Genomic DNA, 16,780 nt, shown 5'->3' with positions numbered 1-16,780 from the left:
GAGTGACGCAAGAGATGAAGGGACTGCTGCTGGAGGACCGCTGGGCGCCTGTCACTTCGGAGATGGGCTTTCTGGAGCTGGGGGCGGAGCAGGCGGCGCAAGCTTTCGCCACGTGGCAGAGAGGGCTGCCAACGTCCCGTGACAGCACCATCGAGGTGAGCCCCGTCTCGGGCACCCTGGAGCAAGCCCTCTCCAGCCTGTTACCCCTGAGCGGTGGGGAGACCCAGCGGCGCTTGTTCATCCCGACGCGCAGCGCCTGGACAGCCTACGTTTCCAGCCAGTGGACTGGGACGGATGCCACCAGTCCCATGAGCACCATGGCCCGGAGGTTGAGCATCCGGTGCCTGCGGGTGGTCGCCGTGCCCCACACGCTACGCGGGGACAAAGGCCGCTATGGCTCGGTCATGCTGGATGTGTTCGGCCCGGAGCAGCCGGGCAAGATCAGCAACACTGTGCGCGTCGTGGAGGTTGCCAATGACGGGGGCCGTTGGGTCTTCGTACAGTCGGGTGAGCCCTTCCCGTTCGAGCAGGTGGAGCACTACCAGGCACGCCGGGTGAGGGACCGGTTCACCTTTGAGATGCTGAAGGACTACCTGCGCCACCTGGGGCTTTCGCCCTTCGAGGAGGACTTCTACATGCCGCAGGGCTCCCGCGCGTGGCTCATCCAGAAGACAGGCCCCTCCACCACCGTCGGAAAGGAGTACACGCTGGAGGAGGCCCGCGCCGCCCGCGTGTTGTGATGGACCCAGGCGGATGACCGTCTTCGCCGCACCAGGGGCTCACGGCTCCTCCGGGGTGGGTTGGCGCTGAGCACCGAAACCAGACAGGGGGCCCTCCTCATCATGGTCGCACCCGTTCTTGGCACCTGAGAGCCTCTTGTGCCCCCAGGGGCCGACCTGGCACGCTCGGCACGGTGTGTGGGCGCGTTGGGATAGGCCGCTCGCTTCGTGCATGAGGCGCTTCCCCGAACGCCGGCCCGCCGCGAAAATGCCCGGCCCTTTCTCCTGGAGGCTCTCGTGCAGCAACGCTCTTCGCTCCGCCTGGCCGCGTCGATCCTGGCCCTTCTCGCCGTGGGTGCATGTGCTCACTCCTCGCCGGAGGGGAGCCAGGCCACGCCTCCTGCCACCGGTCGGCACGGTCAGCACGGTCAGCACGGTCAACACGGTCAGCACGGCTCCGGGCACGGAATGGTCCACCACGGCGGCATGCCCCACCGCTTCGACAACGCGGCCGAGTGGGCGAAGCGGTTCGAGGATCCCGAGCGGGATGTCTGGCAGAAGCCGGACGAGGTGATCGCCGCGCTCGCGCTGCCCCCGGACGCCAAGGTGGCGGACATCGGCTCGGCCACGGGGTACTTCGCGGTGCGGCTGGCGCGGGCGGTGCCCAAGGGGCGTGTCTACGGCGTGGACATCGAGCCGGACATGGCGCGCTACCTCGGCGAGCGGGCCCGGAGCGAAGGGCTGAGCCACCTCACCGCCGTGCTCGGCGCGCCCGCGGATCCCAAGATTCCCGAGCCCGTGGACCTGGTGCTCGTGGTCAACACGTACCACCACATCGCGGATCGCCCGGCGTACTTCCAGCGGGTGCTGGGCTCGCTGACGCCGAAAGGCCGCCTGGCCATCATCGACTTCCGGCTGGGGCAGCCGATGGGCCCGCCGGAGCAGCACCGGCTGTCACCGGAGCAGGTGCGCCAGGAGCTGGAGGCCGCGGGCTACCGGTTCGCCCAGGAGCACGGCTTCCTCCCCAACCAGTACTTCCTCGTCTTCACGCGCGCGGGGAACGGGTGAGCCGCGGGCCTGCGGCTCCAGGAGGACTGTCGGATTACAGACAACTGAGGGGATGATCCCACTGGGAGCGCCGCCGCTGGCAGCGGGGGGCGCGATCCGCCGGGTGTAGTCGTTTGGTCCACCTCTGGCCGGCGCTGGCGCGGAGCACGCGCGGGATGAAGCACATCGCCAGAGCGTTCGAGCCGGTATAGGAATACGGCATGGAGCAATCCTCGGCGGGGTCCAACAAGGCGGATGAGAGCGGGCAGGCGGGCGCACCCGGTGGCGGGAGCGCCTACCAGGTCGTGCAGTGGCTGGCCACGCGCGACGAGGTGGACACGGCCGTCCAGCTCTACGAGGACATGAGCGCGGCGCAGCGCGATCGGCTGCTGAAGGAAGCCGCGAGCGCCACCGTGGAGGAGCGCAGGGGGCTGGTGGAGGTGCTGCGCAAGGCGCGTGACTTCACCGGCGCCGCGCGGCTGCTGCAGGGCTTCGGCTCGGACGCGGAGGCCGCGGCGCTGTACGAGCAGGGCGGCAACCAGGTGGAGGCGGCCGAGGCGTACTTCCGCGCCGGCGACATCGCGAAGGCGGCGGCGGCGCTCGAGCGGGGCGGCGCGCTGGAGCGGGCGCTGGAGCTGTACCGGGGCCTGGGCGCGCGCGAGTCCATGGCGCAGTGTCTGGCCCGGCTCGGCCGGCCGCTGGAGGCGGCGGCGGTGTACCGCGAGCTCGGCAACGTGCACGCGGAGGTGGAGGCGCTGTGCGGCGTGCCGGTGGACGATGCGCGGCACCTGGAGTCCGTGCTGCGTATCTGCACCCTGCTGGACAACGAGGGGCAGCCGCGGCGCGCGCTGGCGCTGCTGGTGGACACGCTGCGCGGCTCGGAGGAGGCCCGCAAGGATCCGGCGGTGCTGGCCGAGCAGGCCCGGCTGCTGCGGCGGGTGGGCCGGGACGCGGAGGCGGACGAGGTGCTGGCGCAGCTGCCGGGCGTGGGCGGCGCCACCTCCACGGTGCCGCCGGTGGCGCGGGTGACGCCGTCCACGAGCGGCTACGGCTACCTCAAGGCCATCCCCATCTTCGGCGAGCTGTCGCTGGATGACATGAAGGACTTGTACCGGGTGGCGCAGCAGGTGCTCATCCCGGAGGGGGCAACGGTGCTGGAGAAGGGCGCGCAGGGCACGGGGCTCTTCGTGCTGCTGGAGGGGACGGTGGACGTGTTCAGCGGCCCCGAGCCCGACGCCAAGCGGCTCAACACGCTGGGGCCGGGGGCCTACCTCGGAGAGATCTCGCTCATCCAGGACGGCCCGACGTCGGCGCACGTGAGGGCGCGCACGGCGGTGCGGGCGCTGCGCATCACCCGCGCGGGGTTCCAGCACTACCTGGACACGCACGAGGGCGCGGCGCTGCGCATCTATCGACTCTTCACGCGCAACCTCGCCGCGCGCGTTCGCGCGCTGAGCGCTTGAGGCCCGGGCGCGTATGGCAGGCGACACGATTCAGCGACACAAGGAGAAGGCCGCGCGGCTGCTCGGGCTGGATCAGCTCGAGGCGGCGCTGGCCGAGTACGAGCAGGTGGTGAAGCTCGCGCCGGATGACGGGTCGAGCCACCAGCGCGTGGCCGAGCTGCGCGAGCGGCTCGGGCGCCGGGTGGAGGCGGTGGCCGCGTACGAGGAGGCCTCGCTGGCCTTCGCTCGGACGGGCCAGCTGCTGCGAGCCATCGTTGCGTGCAAGGGGCTGCTGGCGCTGGAGCCGGGGCACACGCGGACGCCGCGCTCGCTGGCGGACCTCTATGGATGGCAGGGGCCCAGCCTGCGCGGCACCGCGAGCCAGCCGCAGAAGGAGTTCGCTCCGCTGCCGGACGGGCGCGGGCCGGCGGCGGGCATGCCGGTGGTGCCGCTGTTCTCGCAGCTGGGCCGCGAGCCCTTCGCCGCCGTGGTGGAGGCGATGGAGGTGCGCAAGGTCCCCATGGGCCAGGCGGTGGTGGAGGAGGGCGAGCACGGCGCTTCGATGTTCGCGCTGGTGGAGGGCCGGGTGGCGGTGGTGCGCCACCTCGAGGGCGGCGAGCGCCGCAAGGTGGGCGAGCTGGCCGACGGCTCCTTCTTCGGAGAGCTGGCGCTCATCTCGGAGGGGCCGCGGCTGGCCAGCGTGCTGACGCTGGCGCCGGTGGTGCTCCTGGAGTTCACCCGCGAGCGGCTGGCGCAGGTGATGAAGCGCCACCCGGTGGTGGGCCAGGTGGTGCAGTCCTTCTACCGCGAGCGGATGGTGGAGAACCTGCTGCGCAGCAACCCGGTGTTCACGCCGCTGCAGCCCGAGCAGAAGCAGGCGGTGGCGCGCGAGTTCGAGCTGCGCGAGGTGAAGACGGGCGAGGTGGTGCTCGAGCAGGGCCAGCAGGGAGACGCCTTCTACCTGCTGCTGCGCGGGCGCTGCACGCCGTACCACGTGCAGGCGGACGGCAAGGAGCGCGCGTACCCGCCGCTGCGCGAGGGTGACGTGTTCGGAGAAATCTCCCTGCTGCTCGGCAAGCCGGTGACGGCGACGGTGCGGGCGGAGGTGCCCAGCGTGGTGCTGAAGCTGGAGCGGGCCGCCTTCGACCGGCTCATCCTGAGCCAGCCGGGCATGCGCGGCGCGCTGACGCGCGTGGGCACCGAGCGGCTGCAGCGCACGGCGAAGCTGCTCTCGGGCCGGGAGCTCCACGACGGAGACATGCGCGTCTGAGCCGCGCCGCCGCGCGCGGAGAAGGGCTCAGACGCTCTCGGTGGCGAGCGAGACGGGGTGCTCGCGCAGCCAGTCCTGGCAGCGGCGGATGCGCGCGGCGGCGGCTGGAAGCCCCATCTCCTCCAGGAGCTTGTGGTAGGGCTCGAAGTCCTCGGCCGTCCACATGGGCTTCGCCTTGATGTCGGCGAGCATGACCAGCTCCTCGGCGGAGCGGCCCACGGCCTCCTGGCTGGCGGTGAAGAGGGCGGCCATGACCATGCGCGAGGGCTCGGCCTCGACTGCGATGGAGGCATCGGTGAACCAGGCGCGGGTGGGCTCGTCCAGCGAGGTGTCCTGAGCCTTGCGCCGCAGGCGCTCCAGCATCCCCTCGAGCAGCTCCGAGTCCAGCGCGCCCTTCACCGCGCGGATGAGGTTCTCCACGGCGGCGCGGCGCGTGGTGTCGCTGGTGGCGGCGCCCTTCACGGCCCGCAGCGGCTCCCAGAGCACGCAGGTGAACCACAGCTCCTCCTCGGGCGCGAAGAGCGGCGGAGTGGTGCGCTCGCGCAGCTTCGCCTCGACGCGGGCGGAGCGCTCCTTGGCCTCGCGGGTGATGCGCTCGACGAGGCGCGGGTCCGACTGAACGTGCTGGAGCAGGGCATCCACGTTGCCCTCGCGGGCCTTCCGCAGGGCCTCGCGCACCTCGGGGGAGAGCTCGTCCTCGGCGAAGCGGGTGAGCGCCTCGAACTTGCTGGCCAGCTCCCGGTGCCGGGCGCACCACTCGCGGAACTGCACGTCGAAGACGACATCCAGCACGGGGATGTCCTCGGGACGGAAGCTCTTGCTCCTGGCGGAGGGGGAGGCGAGCAGGGCAGCGACACACAAGGCCTGTCGGTCCTCGGGCGAGTGGCCGGACTCGACGGCGCGCTGGAGCACGCTCGCCCGGAACGCGTCCAGGAAGGCGCGTGTGCCGAAGTGGCGCACGGTGTCAACGAGCAGCTCCCGGTGGGCCTGCGCCGGGTTCTTCTCCACGGTGTCCGGCAGGGCCTCCAGCTTCCGGGTGAGGTGCTCGTCGAAGGCCTGGGCGTCGAAGCGCAGGTTCGGCGCGGGGCCCCACTTCGTCAGCAGCGTGCCCAGGTGGTCCAGCGTCCGTGACAGCTTGGACACATCCGGGTCACCGAGCAGGGCCATGGCGGCCTGGAGGTCGGCGGCCAGCGGGTGAGGGGAAGCAGGCGGGGGAGCGGCACGCGCCCGGTCCTCGGCCGCGTGACAGGCTTTGTATTTCTTTCCGCTGCCACAGGGGCAGGGATCGTTGCGGCCGGGTCTCGAGGAGCTCATGGCGCCACCCTACCCCCCTTCTATGAGTTTCCAAGGATCGACGATAGATTGCGCGCGCTCGAGCCCGGCGCGGCGGCGCTGTCGTCGGCTCCTGAAAACCGTACTCGAAGGAGTTTGCTGATGGTGGACAAGTTCTACGGGGCGATCGTCCGAGGCCGTTGGCTCGTGATTGCCCTGAGCGTGGCGGTGATGGCTGTCTACCTGGGTGCCGTGGGCAAGCTCCGGGTGGACGGTTCCTCCGAGCGGAGCATGGTCCGCAATGATCCGGACCGGAAGCTGCACGAAGAGGTTCGGAAGATCTTCGGCGGCGACGAGGTGATGCTGATCGTCCTCACCGAGGAGGCTGGCATCTACCAGCTGCCCTACCTGGAGAAGATCGACCGGGTCACCCGCAAGATCGAGCAGCTCGCGCTGGTGGAGGACGTCTACAGCCTCACCAACAACGAGGTGCTCACCGGCGAGAACGGCGAGCTGCGCTTCCCCGAGCTGATGGACAAGGTGCGCAAGGAGGGCTGGACCCTCGACCAGGTCCGCGAGCACGTCCTCAAGGACCCGTTCCTGCTGAAGAACGTCGTGTCCGAGGACGGGAAGATGACGGCCATCAACGTGCGCGTGACGCACGACATCGAGCCCCTCGAGATGCAGGCCAAGAAGAAGGAGCTGCTGCGCGGGGTCAACGAGATCGTCAGCGCGGAGTTCGGCGCGGGCAAGTACTTCGTCACGGGCTGGCCGTCGCTCCAGGTGGACATCGCCCAGACCATCGAGAAGGACCTGGGCCGGCTGCTGCCGCTCGCGTTCCTCGCCATCACGGTGATGCTGCTGTTCGCGTTCGGGCGCCCCGCGGGCGTCCTCCTCCCCGTGCTGGGCGTCATCCTGTCGCTGCTGGCCACCATGGGCAACCTGCAGCTGGTCGGCAAGACCATCTCGATGCTCACCAACACCCTGCCGCTGATGATCATCGCCGTGGGGACCACCTTCGGCGTCTACGTCATGTCGGCCATCTTCCAGGCCTTGCAGGAGGAGAAGGACCGCCACGCCGCGGTCCGCAGCGCCATCTCACACACGGCCTCGGGCATCTTCCTGTCGGCGCTCACCACGGCCATCGGCTTCCTCAGCCTGACGTTCAACGACATCGAGGCGATCAGCGAGTTCGGCTACTTCGCGGCCGCTGGCGTCATCTGCTCGGCGATCGTCTCCGTGGTCATCATCCCCGCGCTGGCCGCGGTGCTCCCGCTGAAGGCGCGTGCCCCCTCCAAGCTCGCCCTGCTGGGCCGCCGGCTGCACCCGGTCCGGCTGCTGCCCACGCTGCTGTCCGGCGGCGGGCGCCGGGTGGCCACCATCAGCACCGTGGTCATGATCGCCGCCAGCGCCTACGGCGTGACGCGGATGCGCGTGGAGAGCGATCCCATCTCCTGGTTCCCGAAGAGCTCCGAGCCGTACCAGCGGGCCATGTTCGTGAACGAGAACATGGTCGGCATCTCGCCGTACAGCATCGTCATCGAGTCTCCCGAGGAGGGCGGTCTTCAGGAGCCCGCCGTGCTCAAGAAGATCGAGGCGCTCCAGCAGTACCTGGTCGGGCGTGACGACATCGACACCTCGCTCTCGTACGTGGACTACGTGAAGCTCATGACGCAGGCCCTGCATGACGGGGACGCGGCCAAGCGCGTCATCCCGGACACGCGGCCCGAGATCGCCCAGACGATGCTGCTCTACGAGTCGGATGGCCTGGACACCATGGTGACCAAGGACTACCGCAAGGCGAACATCCTGCTGCGCTCGCACATCGTCAGGTCGGAGCTGGGCGTGAAGATGGTGGCGGAGGTGAACGACTACCTGAAGACGCACTTCGCGGGCATGGGCCTCACCGCGCGCATCACGGGCACGCCGTACCTCTACTCCAAGTCCAACATCGTGTTCACCAGCGGCCTGGCGCAGAACCTGATGCTGAGCATCGGGCTGATCGGCATCGTGATGATGATCGTCGCGCGGTCGATCCGGCTCGGCCTGCTCGCGCTCTTCCCCAACGTGCTGCCCATCGCGTTCAACTACGCGCTGCTGGGCTGGACGGGGCTGACGCTGAACTCGGGCACGAGCATCACCGGGTGCATCGCCATGGGCATGGCCGTGGATGACACCATCCACTTCATCACCGCCTTCCGGGACCGGCTCTCGGCGACGGGAGACGTCCGCAAGGCGCTGGAGGAGGCCATGGAGCTGGTGGGCCAGCCCATGCTCGTCAACGCGGTCTGCCTCACGGTGGGCTTCTCCATGTTCCTGCTCTCCGGCTTCGAGCCCATCACCGTGCTGGGCATGCTGGTGGCCATCACGATGACGGTGGCCGTGCTCTGCGAGCTGATGCTCATGCCCAACCTGCTGACGGCGGTGGGGCCGTGGCTGCTCAAGGGCATCAAGGTGAAGCCGGCCCAGGCCGCGTCGAACGTCGTGCACGCCGTGCCGGCCACCGCCCCGCAGGCGGAGGTGAGCGAGAGCAAGGGCGGCTCGGCCAAGGCCCTGGTGCTGCTGCTGGGGCTGGGCTACGCGCTGGCCCCGAGCCCGGCGGCCGCCGAGGACCTCACGGCGCAGCAGATCATCGACCGGCTCACGAACAACAACTCCACGGGCTTCAAGCAGGGCAAGGCCGAGATGCGGCTCGTGCTCCAGGGCGAGGCCCCGGACGACAAGCGCGAGCGGCGCTACACGCTGACCACCGTGGACGTGGAGGGGAAGACCAAGAACCTCATCCGCTTCGTGGCCCCCGCCGAGGTGCAGGGCAGCGCCTTCCTCACCATCGAGCACGGCCAGGACAAGGAGGATGAGCTGTTCGTGTACCTGCCCGCCCTGAAGCGCACGCGCCGCATCTCCGGGGCGCAGAAGAGCGGCGCCTTCATGGGCAGCGACGTGAGCTACGCGGACATCACCTACGAGGACGTGGAGAACGCCACGCACCAGAAGCAGGCGGACGCGAAGCTGGAGGGGGTGGATTGCTACCAGCTCGTCGCCACGCCCAAGGACACCGAGCGCTACAGCAAGATCGAGCTCTGGGTGCGCAAGGACAACTTCCTTGCGCAGCAGATGAAGATGTACGACAAGTCCGGCAACCTGCATAAAGTCTTCCGGCTCATCGAGGTGAAGAACATCGATGGCAAGGCCATCGCGACGAAGTCCCAGGTCTGGGACAAGCAGAAGAAGCACACGACGTTCTTCCTCATCGACTCGGTGGACCTGAAGACCGCGCAGAATGCTGGCGACTTCACGCCGGAGCGGATGGCATCGAACTGAGAGGAGTTCCCCCGCGGTCCCGAGGCTTATGCTCAAGCACGTCCTTCGTTCCCTCCCCCTGGCCTTGGCATGCAGCCTGACTCCTCCCAGCGCCGCTCGGGCGGCCCAGGAGGAGCCGAAGACGAGCCCGGACTCCAGCCAGTCCCAGGAGGCGACTTCGAGCCCGGAGTCGCCTCCCCCCGAGTCCCCGCCCCCGGCGAGCCCCAGCGATCCGGACCTGGAGGGCATGCCGAGCCTGGGCGGGGATCCGGACCTGGAGGGCATGCCGGGCCTCGGTGGGGACTCGGACCTGGAGGGCATGCCGAGCCTCGCTGGGGAGTCGACGAGCATCCCCACGAGCACCTCTTCCTCCGAGGCGGAAGGGACATCCGCCACGTTCCGCGGAAGGCTCCGCACGCTGCTCAACCAGGACCTGTCGCACGACAGGCCCCGCGAGGACGTCCTCGAGTCGCAGAGCTTCTTCGATGTCGAGTCGGATCTCCGCCTCGGCTCCCGGCTCAAGGCGCGCATCTCGGGGCGGCTCTTCTATGACGTTCGTGGCCCGGAGCAGGACTTCGGAGGCCGCTCGCGTGCCTTCCACGGCGCCGAGCTGCGAGACGCCGTCGTCTCCCTGGAGTGGGGCCGGGCCAGCCTGGACATCGGCCAGCAGGTGCTGCGCTGGGGCAGCACGGAGTTCAGCAGCCCCAATGACATCATCAACCCCACGGACTACCGGCAGGGGCTGAGTCCGGACTTCGAGACGCCCGTGCTGCCCATTCCCATGGTGCGCGCGGCCTACTCGGGGGACACCGCGGGCGGCGAGCTGGTGTACGTGCCGCTCTTCTTCCCGCATCGCGGCTACACGTTCAATAGCGACTGGACGCTGCTGACGGTGGCGCCGGATCTGCTCGCGTTCATCGAGCAGCAGGCGAGTGGGATTCCCGCCCGGACGGGTGTGGCCGAGGAGCTGCTGTTCTCGGCGGATGCGCCCTCCTTCATGCCCCGCCACGGGAGCGTGGGGGGGCGGGCCTTCATGCGGGGCGCGGGGTGGGATGTGCGCCTCAACGTGTTCTATGGATGGGATCGCGTCCCGGTGCGCACGCTGGTGCCCTCGACGGATCCGTCCGCGCCCGTGGACACGGGCTCGCCGTTCAGGCGGGAGTTCAGCGTGGGGGTCGACGGCTCGGCGGTGGTGGGAGACATCGTCTTCCGGGCCGATGCGCGCTACTCGGCCAAGCGCACGTTCTACACGGAGGCGCTCCAGCCGGTGCGCGAGGGAGCGCTGTCCTGGGCGGGCGGGTTCGAGTTCCGCGAGCACTACATGCTGGAGCTCAACGGCATGTGGGTGCCCGGCCGCTCGGCGGAGGACGCGCCGCTGGCGCTGGTGGACAGGCGCTGGACGAACGTGGCGTTCCTGTACCGCGACTCGTTCCTGCGCGATGAGCTGCGGGTGAACCTGGGCCTGCGGTACGGCATCACCCAGGAGGACTGGGTCATCTCGGCCATCGTCGCCTACGACGTGAGCACCGGGCACGAGGTGGCGGTGGGCGCCATGGTGCTGGACGGGCCGGCCCTGTCGCTGGGCGGCATCTACGACGCCAACGACTACGCCTTCGTGCGCTACACCTACTCGTTCTGAGGCGGCCCCAGGGCCCGCAAACACGAAGCCCGGGTCCTCGTGGTGAGGAGCCCGGGCTCGTGACGGCTCGAGGCCGAGGCGCCGGGGCGAAGCGCTCAGGCTTCGCCCCAACCCCCAAGCATCACTGCATGCTGTAGCCGATGGTCAGGCCCGCCACGTGGGCGATGCCGTTGTACGTGCCCTCGAAGCCGGGCGCGGTGCTGTCCGTGTCGGTCAGGTAGACGAACTGGTAGCCCAGGTCCGCCCGGATGGGCGAGAAGTTGAACCCCAGGCCCACCGAGCCCTTGTAGCGGTTGGCGTCCGGCAGGTCCGGGGTCAGCGTGTTCTCCGGGGTCGGCGCGGGGTCATACGCGGCGCCCAGGCGCACCGCGATGTTCTCCGTCACGACGTACTCCGCGCCGATGCGGAAGTTCCAGGTGTCCTCCCAGTTCTTGGCCAGGATGCTGGTGAGCCCCGGGTCCGTGAACTCGATGCCGAAGTCCTGGAACGTCGACCAGAGGGCCAGCTGCGCGTCGAGCGCGATCGTCAGCCGCTCGGTTGGCGTGAAGGCGAGCCCCAGGTTCGCGGCGCCCGGCAGCGTCACCGTCGACTCGATGTCCTGGTCCACCAGGGTGGTCTGGAAGCCCGAGGGGATGTCCTGGAAGTCGGCCTGGCCCTTGAAGGTGAGCTTCGTGGGGGCGCGGAACGCCGCTCCGAAGTTCAGCAGCTTGTCCAGGATGGTGACGTTGAGGCCCAGGTTGTAGCCCACGCCCCAGCCCGCGCCGCCCAGCTCGACGGTGCCCTCGGAGTCGATGAAGTTGATCTTCCGGGTGATGCCCACCGTGCCGCGGACGATGTCCAGGCCCACGCCGAAGCGGAGGCGCTCGTGGGGCGCGTAGGCGAACGTGGGGTTGATGAAGTAGGTGGCGATCTGCGCCTGGTAGCCCCGGGTGCGGAACGGGAAGTCATCCTTCCAGTTGGAGCCCGCGGCGAAGGGCACGAAGACGCCGATGCCCGCGGCCATCTGCTCGTTGAGCCGGTACACGCCGAACACGTGGGGCGGAGGCACCACGGTGGTGTCCATCTTCTGCTCGTCCTGCTCCGTCGGAGTGAACCGGAGCTGGGGGAGCGTGGTGACGTCACCCAGGGTGATGTCGAGCTTCTTCACACCCAGGATGTTGGCGGCGTTGAAGGCGATCGCCGTGGAGTCCTGGGCGGCCGCGGTGGTCGCGAAGGACATGCCGGTGGCCCGGCCGCTGTGGGTGTCGAAGGCAAAGCCCGCCGCGTGGCTGACGCCGGCAGCAAGCAGGGTCACGACTGAGAGTGTCTTCTTCATGGGGAGTTCGTGTCCTCTCTCGCGGTGGGTTACGGGGCGGTGATGGTGCCGGTGGTGACGAAGTCACGCACCTGCGCCTGGGCCTGCGTCGTCAAGACGGGGTTGGCGAAGTCGAGCAGGAAGCCGTGGCGCTCCTCGCCCTCGGCGGGGGGAGTGGCGGGCACGAACTTGTAGGTCGTCACCTTCTTGTCCTGCGCCGCGCGGTCGTTGGCCGCGGCAATCAGGGCCTCGGTCAGCGGGTTGGGGGTGACGCCATCCGCGTCGATGTACTGGATGAAGGCCTCACGCCCGGCCGGCAGCCCCTGGGCATTCTCCACGGCGTAGATGTAGTTGATGGGATCCGCCGGGTCGAGAATCGTCTTGGCCAGGCCGATGAACTGATCGAAGGCGGGCGTACCCCGGACGATGCCCTGAGCCTCGAGGGCGCCGATGAAGCCGTTGCGAGCCGCGGTGAAGTCCTTGTTGGTGGACGTCAGCAGGATGCCGGTCAGGTTGCCCGCCGGGACGTTGAACACCGCGCGCCGCACCTTGGGAGACGCGGAGACGTAGAGGGGCCCCACGATGCCGCCGAGGCTGTGGGCGACGTAGTCGATCTGGGTGGTATCCAGCTTCGGGGCCAGCTGGGCCTCCAGCTGGGCGTTGATGTTGCCCGTGGCGGTGGAGGTGAGCACGCGCTCGAGCTGGGAGTGCTCCACCGTGTGCTGGCGGAAGTTGTCGCGCGTGGCGAACAGGTTGCCCAGGTTGAGCAGGTTCCAGCCGGAGATGAACGGCTCGCCGCGGGCGTTGAGCCTGAAGGAGCTGCCCTCGCAGAGGCCGTCCGCCGGGTCGGAGGAGCGCTGGAGGCAGCGGCCCTGACCGTTCGCGGTGCAGAAGAGATCGCCCGTGCCCGTCGAGGGGTCGCACGTCAGGCGGGTGGCCGGATCGGCGGCGACGCAGCGGCCGTAGGTGGCGCTGGCGGTGTTCACGTCGCAGCGTCCGCCGGTGTTGCAGGCCTTGTCCGGGGTGTCGATGGCGGCGCTGCCATCGGTGATGCCCGAAGCCGCGGTGATGCCCGCGCAGGTGCTGCGATCACCGTGGAAGACGGTGTCGATGGCGATCGTCGCGTGGCCACCCGCCGCCAGGGCGTTCAGCAGGGGAGTCGCGGCGTTGCGGGTGCTCTTGAGGCCGTGGCTGAAGATGGCCACCGGATACCCGTTCGCCGGCACGGGCGTGGCGGGCAGCGCCAGCAGGAAGGGCGCGCGCTCGAACTTCGGAGCCGCCGGGTTGAGCGTTCCGCCCGTCCCCGTCAGCAGCACCGGCACGGAGATCATGCCCTGGAAGACCTTGCCGATGTTGTCGGAGGCCAGCCCCGACGCCGTCATGCGGTTCTTGAAGGTGGTCGTGATGTCCGCGAGGTAGGCCGGCGCGGCGGTCAGACCCGCCGGGCCGTAGGAGGCCGGCAGCGCGTACAGCTGCTTCTGGATGGAGACCGTGCTCTGCGTGGTGAAGGCCCACCCCAGCGCGATCTTCGAGCGGGGCAGCCCCTGCGCCGCCAGGGCGTCGAACATGGGCTTGAAGCCCGCGCGCAGCGGCTCGAGCTGGTTGGCGATGGCGTCCGGGACGACCGACACCTGGCTCTTGCCGTCCACCGCCAGCGGGCTGCTCAGGCGCAGCAGCGCGAACGCCGAGGCGGGCGCCACGAAGCGGCCCCGCTCGTCCTTCAGGTCCGTGGTCAGCACCGCCGCGTAGGTGGACTTCTCGTCCAGCGGCAGCTGCGGCACGAACTGGATCTGCTGCGGGTTGTTGGGCACGTTGCCCTGCGGATCCCTCGTCGGCGTGGGGCACGCCGCATCCGAGCTCGGGATGAGGCACGCCTTCACCTGCGGCGCCGTGCCGCCCGGCGTGAGCTTGAAGAACCGCGCGGCCGCCTCGAAGCCGGCCTGGTCCAGCTTGCTACCGGTGTCGATGGGGCCCCGGGTCTCGCTGTTCTCCGAGACGATGGGCGCGGTGGTGGAGAAGCCATCCAGCGTGTTCAGCCCGGTGAACAGCTGCCGCTGGGTCTCCGACGCGTTGGGCGGAATCGGCAGGTTCAGGTGCTGGGTGGGCTTGCCCGCGTCGGCCAGCAGGATGTTGTTGGGGAAGGGGATGATGCTGGCGGCCGGATCGAACGTCACCTCCGGGTGGTTCATGATGCGGAAGGTCCACAGCAGGACGATGTCCTGGCGGTTCACGCCCTGCGCCGCCAGCGCGTCCAGCAGCGGCTTGTAGGAGCGGCGCAGCTGCTCGAGCTGCAGCGCCGAGGCGGTGCGCTCCTCGAGCTGCTCGGCCGGGTCGGTGCTCTCCACCGGGATGAGGTCCGTGGCGGCCTCGCAGTCGGGCGCCGTCAGGTCCTCGCAGGTGACGAGCGACTTCTCCAGCGTGGCGAGCGACCACACGGACGAGCCCACCACGCGCTTGCCGCCCACGCCCTTCAGGCCGTTCTCACCGCCGATGAGCGCCACCGCGTAGCGGCCACCCTTGGGCCAGCCGGTGGCCGGCGGGGCGATGATCAGCTGATCGCTGTCCTCGTCGTAGGCGATCGTCGGCGTGACGGCCGGCGTGGCGATGGGCGTGCCCTGGAGCAGGTCGATGAAGCGCACCGTGGTGGGGCTCACCGTGCTCTTGTCCAGGTCGACGAGCTTCGTGGTCGCCGTGACGCTGGTGGGGAAGCCGTTGAGGGTGTTGAGGTAGTCCCTCGTGAACTCCTGCTGCGCCGCGGAGGACTTGGGGTCGATCGGCGCGTTGACCAGACCTGTCGCGGGATTGATGGCCAGATCGTTCGGCGACGGAACGACGGCGGGTGAGGCGGACGGATCGGACTGCGCGACGACGACGTCCGGTGCAGGATCCTGCTTGATATCGGGTGCACAGGATGCAGCACCCAGGGTCAGCGCCCCGACGAGCAACAGCTTCTTCATTGTGGGTAACCCCCTCCAAGGTGGGACGACTTGCTGAGGGCCGGTTTGCTAGCACGTAACTCAAGGTGCCGAAAGCGCTGGCGAGTGACGCGCTGAGTCACATAGCAGGGGACATACCTGGGTGCGGCTTCGAGTAGGCTTCGCGGCGCGCATGAACCGAGAGGAAGCCGCCGAGGCCCTGCAGCTCATCCGCCGCGTCGTCTCCCAGGCCCGGGATGACTCGGCGCTCCAGAACTGGGGCGTCATCTGGGTGCTCCACGCCTTCACCAACGGGGGCGGCTTCCTGGGCACGCACCTGCTCTTCCTCCAGGGCCACCGCGAGCCCGGCCCCTACGCCTTACTGTGGGGAGCGATCATTCCGCTCAACCTGCTCTCCATCTTCTGGCTGCAGCGGCGAGAGACGGCGGGGGTGCGCTCGTTCATCGAGCGGCAGGTGTGGTCCATCTGGACGACGTGCATGGCGGGCCTGGCGCTGGTGGCGCTGGCCAATTGGGTCATGGGGTTGCAGGTGCTCTTCATGCCGGTGGTGGGGTGTGTCCTCATCGCCATGGCCTTCTCGGTGATGGGGGCGCTGATGGGGCGAGGCTGGTACGCGGCCGCCGCCATCTACGCGCTCTCGGCGCTGGGGCTGGCGCGCGTGCCGCACCTGGGCTTCGCGGTGCTCGGGGGGCTGTGGTTCGCCACGCAGCTGACCGGGGGGCTGGTGCTGGTGAGGGCCCGGCGTCGGCGCCTGGCCGCGGGGAGCCCGCAGGCGCGGCTCGTATGATGATGATGTTCTCGCCGGCGGAGCTGGCCGCCATGGTCGTGCTTGCCCTGGAGCCGCTGGGGCTCATGCGGGAGCAGCTCCTGGCGCGCCTGCACGCCTCGGACGTGGAGCGCGCGCCAGGGGATGCGGCCATCACCTCGCTGGCGCGGCGTCGGCTCGTGGCGGAGGAGGCGGGCTTCTGGCGGCTGACGCCGAGCGGGCACAAGGCGCTGCGAGCGGCCTACGCGGAGCTCGAGGCGGCCCAGGACGTGAGCCCCTCCAGCGAGGGCATGGAGGAGTGCCCCTCGGTGCCCTGGCTCACCCAGGTGCGGACGGAGTGGGTGGAGGCGCTCTCGCTCAACTACGCGGTGGAGCCGGAGGCGCTGTCGCGGCTGCTGCCCGCGCCGCTGGAGCCGGAGCTGCACCAGGGCACGGCCTGGGTGCAGGTGCTGATGTCCTCGCTGCGGGAGATGCGGCCACAGGGGCTCAGCGGGCTGCTGGGCTTCAACTTCTACCAGGTGAGCTACCGCGCGGCGGTGCGCTACCGCAACGCGCGGGGGCAGTGGCGGCGCGGCGGCTACTTCGTGCGCAGTGAGACGAATGACGCGCTGATGCGGCGCATCGGCAACTCGCTCATCGAGTTCAAGTTCCACGAGTTCGGCGAGGCGGACATGTTGATGGCCCGCGACGGGGACAGGCTCACCTTCGCGGTGGATCCACTGCCCGCCTTTCCCGGGGGCCGGCTCGTGGGAGTGTTGGACACGCGACCTTTGCCCGGGCCTCCGGAGGGCTCCGTCTGGTCCAGCCTGGACGAGCTGCACGAGCCGCTCGTCGAGTGCTACGACGCCTTCGGCGTGGCGGACGGGTACATGTACGTGCTCACCATCGATCGCGGGCCGTGGAACGCGCGCTTCGTGAAGCCCGTGGAGCTCTACTGCGAGTACCTGCAGGAGGGGGCGCTGGCGGGCAGCGCGCGGCTGGACTCGGTGCTGCACCTGCGCGAGTGCCAGTACCGGTGGCGTCCGCTGAGGCGCGAGCGTATTCCCGCGGCCGGGTGAGCGCTGTCTCGTACGGACGCCCACACCCAGCCAGCCG

General features: G+C 69.6%; 11 protein-coding genes. 8 read left to right on the top strand and 3 right to left on the bottom strand.

The genetic code is table 11. The features are described 5' to 3' along the window. Positions 1-2 precede the first annotated feature (2 nt). The 4 genes from KY572_RS22285 to KY572_RS22270 all read left to right on the top strand — a co-directional run bounded on the left by KY572_RS22285 (position 3) and on the right by KY572_RS22270 (position 4,478). The gene (locus tag KY572_RS22285) at positions 3-740 is read left to right on the top strand and encodes a hypothetical protein (RefSeq protein ID WP_224244932.1); all 738 of its coding nucleotides are present in this window, start codon (positions 3-5) and stop codon (positions 738-740) included. A 465-nt stretch (positions 741-1,205) separates the two neighbouring features. Further along, positions 1,206-1,787, top strand: coding sequence for a class I SAM-dependent methyltransferase (locus KY572_RS22280; RefSeq protein ID WP_224244931.1), 582 nt, complete (start codon positions 1,206-1,208; stop codon positions 1,785-1,787). Positions 1,788-1,987: 200 nt separating this feature from the next. After that, positions 1,988-3,229, top strand: coding sequence for a cyclic nucleotide-binding domain-containing protein (locus tag KY572_RS22275; protein WP_224244930.1), 1,242 nt, complete (start codon positions 1,988-1,990; stop codon positions 3,227-3,229). A gap of 13 nt (positions 3,230-3,242) precedes the next feature. Then, a complete protein-coding gene (locus tag KY572_RS22270) occupies positions 3,243-4,478 on the top strand; it encodes a cyclic nucleotide-binding domain-containing protein (protein ID WP_224244929.1) in 1,236 nt (411 codons plus the stop codon). A gap of 27 nt (positions 4,479-4,505) precedes the next feature. Here the strand turns inward: KY572_RS22270 and KY572_RS22265 are convergent, their stop codons facing one another. Then, entirely contained in the window at positions 4,506-5,792 is a 1,287-nt protein-coding gene (locus KY572_RS22265; protein ID WP_224244928.1) for a YecA family protein, read from the bottom strand. A gap of 120 nt (positions 5,793-5,912) precedes the next feature. Between KY572_RS22265 and KY572_RS22260 the strand changes: the two genes are divergently transcribed. Continuing rightward, positions 5,913-9,071, top strand: coding sequence for an outer membrane lipoprotein-sorting protein (locus KY572_RS22260; protein WP_224244927.1), 3,159 nt, complete (start codon positions 5,913-5,915; stop codon positions 9,069-9,071). A 28-nt stretch (positions 9,072-9,099) separates the two neighbouring features. Further along, on the top strand, positions 9,100-10,689 hold the full coding sequence (locus KY572_RS22255; RefSeq protein ID WP_224244926.1) for a DUF1302 domain-containing protein: 1,590 nt from the start codon (positions 9,100-9,102) through the stop codon (positions 10,687-10,689). A gap of 121 nt (positions 10,690-10,810) precedes the next feature. Here KY572_RS22255 and KY572_RS22250 read toward each other — a convergent pair whose 3' ends face one another. Further along, positions 10,811-12,004: an OmpP1/FadL family transporter gene (locus tag KY572_RS22250; protein WP_224244925.1), complete on the bottom strand. Its 1,194-nt coding sequence runs from the start codon at positions 12,002-12,004 to the stop codon at positions 10,811-10,813. A 29-nt stretch (positions 12,005-12,033) separates the two neighbouring features. Next, a complete protein-coding gene (locus KY572_RS22245; protein ID WP_224244924.1) occupies positions 12,034-14,940 on the bottom strand; it encodes a hypothetical protein in 2,907 nt (968 codons plus the stop codon). Positions 14,941-15,091: 151 nt separating this feature from the next. Between KY572_RS22245 and KY572_RS22240 the strand changes: the two genes are divergently transcribed. Next, the gene (locus tag KY572_RS22240; RefSeq protein WP_224244923.1) at positions 15,092-15,706 is read left to right on the top strand and encodes a hypothetical protein; all 615 of its coding nucleotides are present in this window, start codon (positions 15,092-15,094) and stop codon (positions 15,704-15,706) included. Beyond that, entirely contained in the window at positions 15,703-16,743 is a 1,041-nt protein-coding gene (locus KY572_RS22235; protein WP_224244922.1) for a DUF2071 domain-containing protein, read from the top strand. Before KY572_RS22240 ends, KY572_RS22235 begins: the two co-directional genes overlap by 4 nt. Positions 16,744-16,780: the final 37 nt, after the last annotated feature.

The organism is Hyalangium gracile (assembly GCF_020103725.1).
Taxonomy (GTDB): Bacteria; Myxococcota; Myxococcia; order Myxococcales; family Myxococcaceae; genus Hyalangium; species Hyalangium gracile.
The sequence above is the reverse complement of the archived record's forward strand: the minus strand, read 5'-3'. Positions and strand labels throughout refer to the sequence as shown.

Coding starts and splice junctions, on each gene's coding strand:
- KY572_RS22260 (WP_224244927.1), top strand. CDS start 5,913: ATGGTGGACAAGTTCTACGGGGCGATCGTCCGAGGCCGTTGGCTCGTG.
- KY572_RS22250 (WP_224244925.1), bottom strand. CDS start 12,004: ATGAAGAAGACACTCTCAGTCGTGACCCTGCTTGCTGCCGGCGTCAGC.
- KY572_RS22245 (WP_224244924.1), bottom strand. CDS start 14,940: ATGAAGAAGCTGTTGCTCGTCGGGGCGCTGACCCTGGGTGCTGCATCC.
- KY572_RS22235 (WP_224244922.1), top strand. CDS start 15,703: ATGATGATGATGTTCTCGCCGGCGGAGCTGGCCGCCATGGTCGTGCTT.
- KY572_RS22270 (WP_224244929.1), top strand. CDS start 3,243: ATGGCAGGCGACACGATTCAGCGACACAAGGAGAAGGCCGCGCGGCTG.
- KY572_RS22240 (WP_224244923.1), top strand. CDS start 15,092: ATGAACCGAGAGGAAGCCGCCGAGGCCCTGCAGCTCATCCGCCGCGTC.
- KY572_RS22265 (WP_224244928.1), bottom strand. CDS start 5,792: ATGAGCTCCTCGAGACCCGGCCGCAACGATCCCTGCCCCTGTGGCAGC.
- KY572_RS22255 (WP_224244926.1), top strand. CDS start 9,100: ATGCTCAAGCACGTCCTTCGTTCCCTCCCCCTGGCCTTGGCATGCAGC.
- KY572_RS22280 (WP_224244931.1), top strand. CDS start 1,206: ATGCCCCACCGCTTCGACAACGCGGCCGAGTGGGCGAAGCGGTTCGAG.
- KY572_RS22275 (WP_224244930.1), top strand. CDS start 1,988: ATGGAGCAATCCTCGGCGGGGTCCAACAAGGCGGATGAGAGCGGGCAG.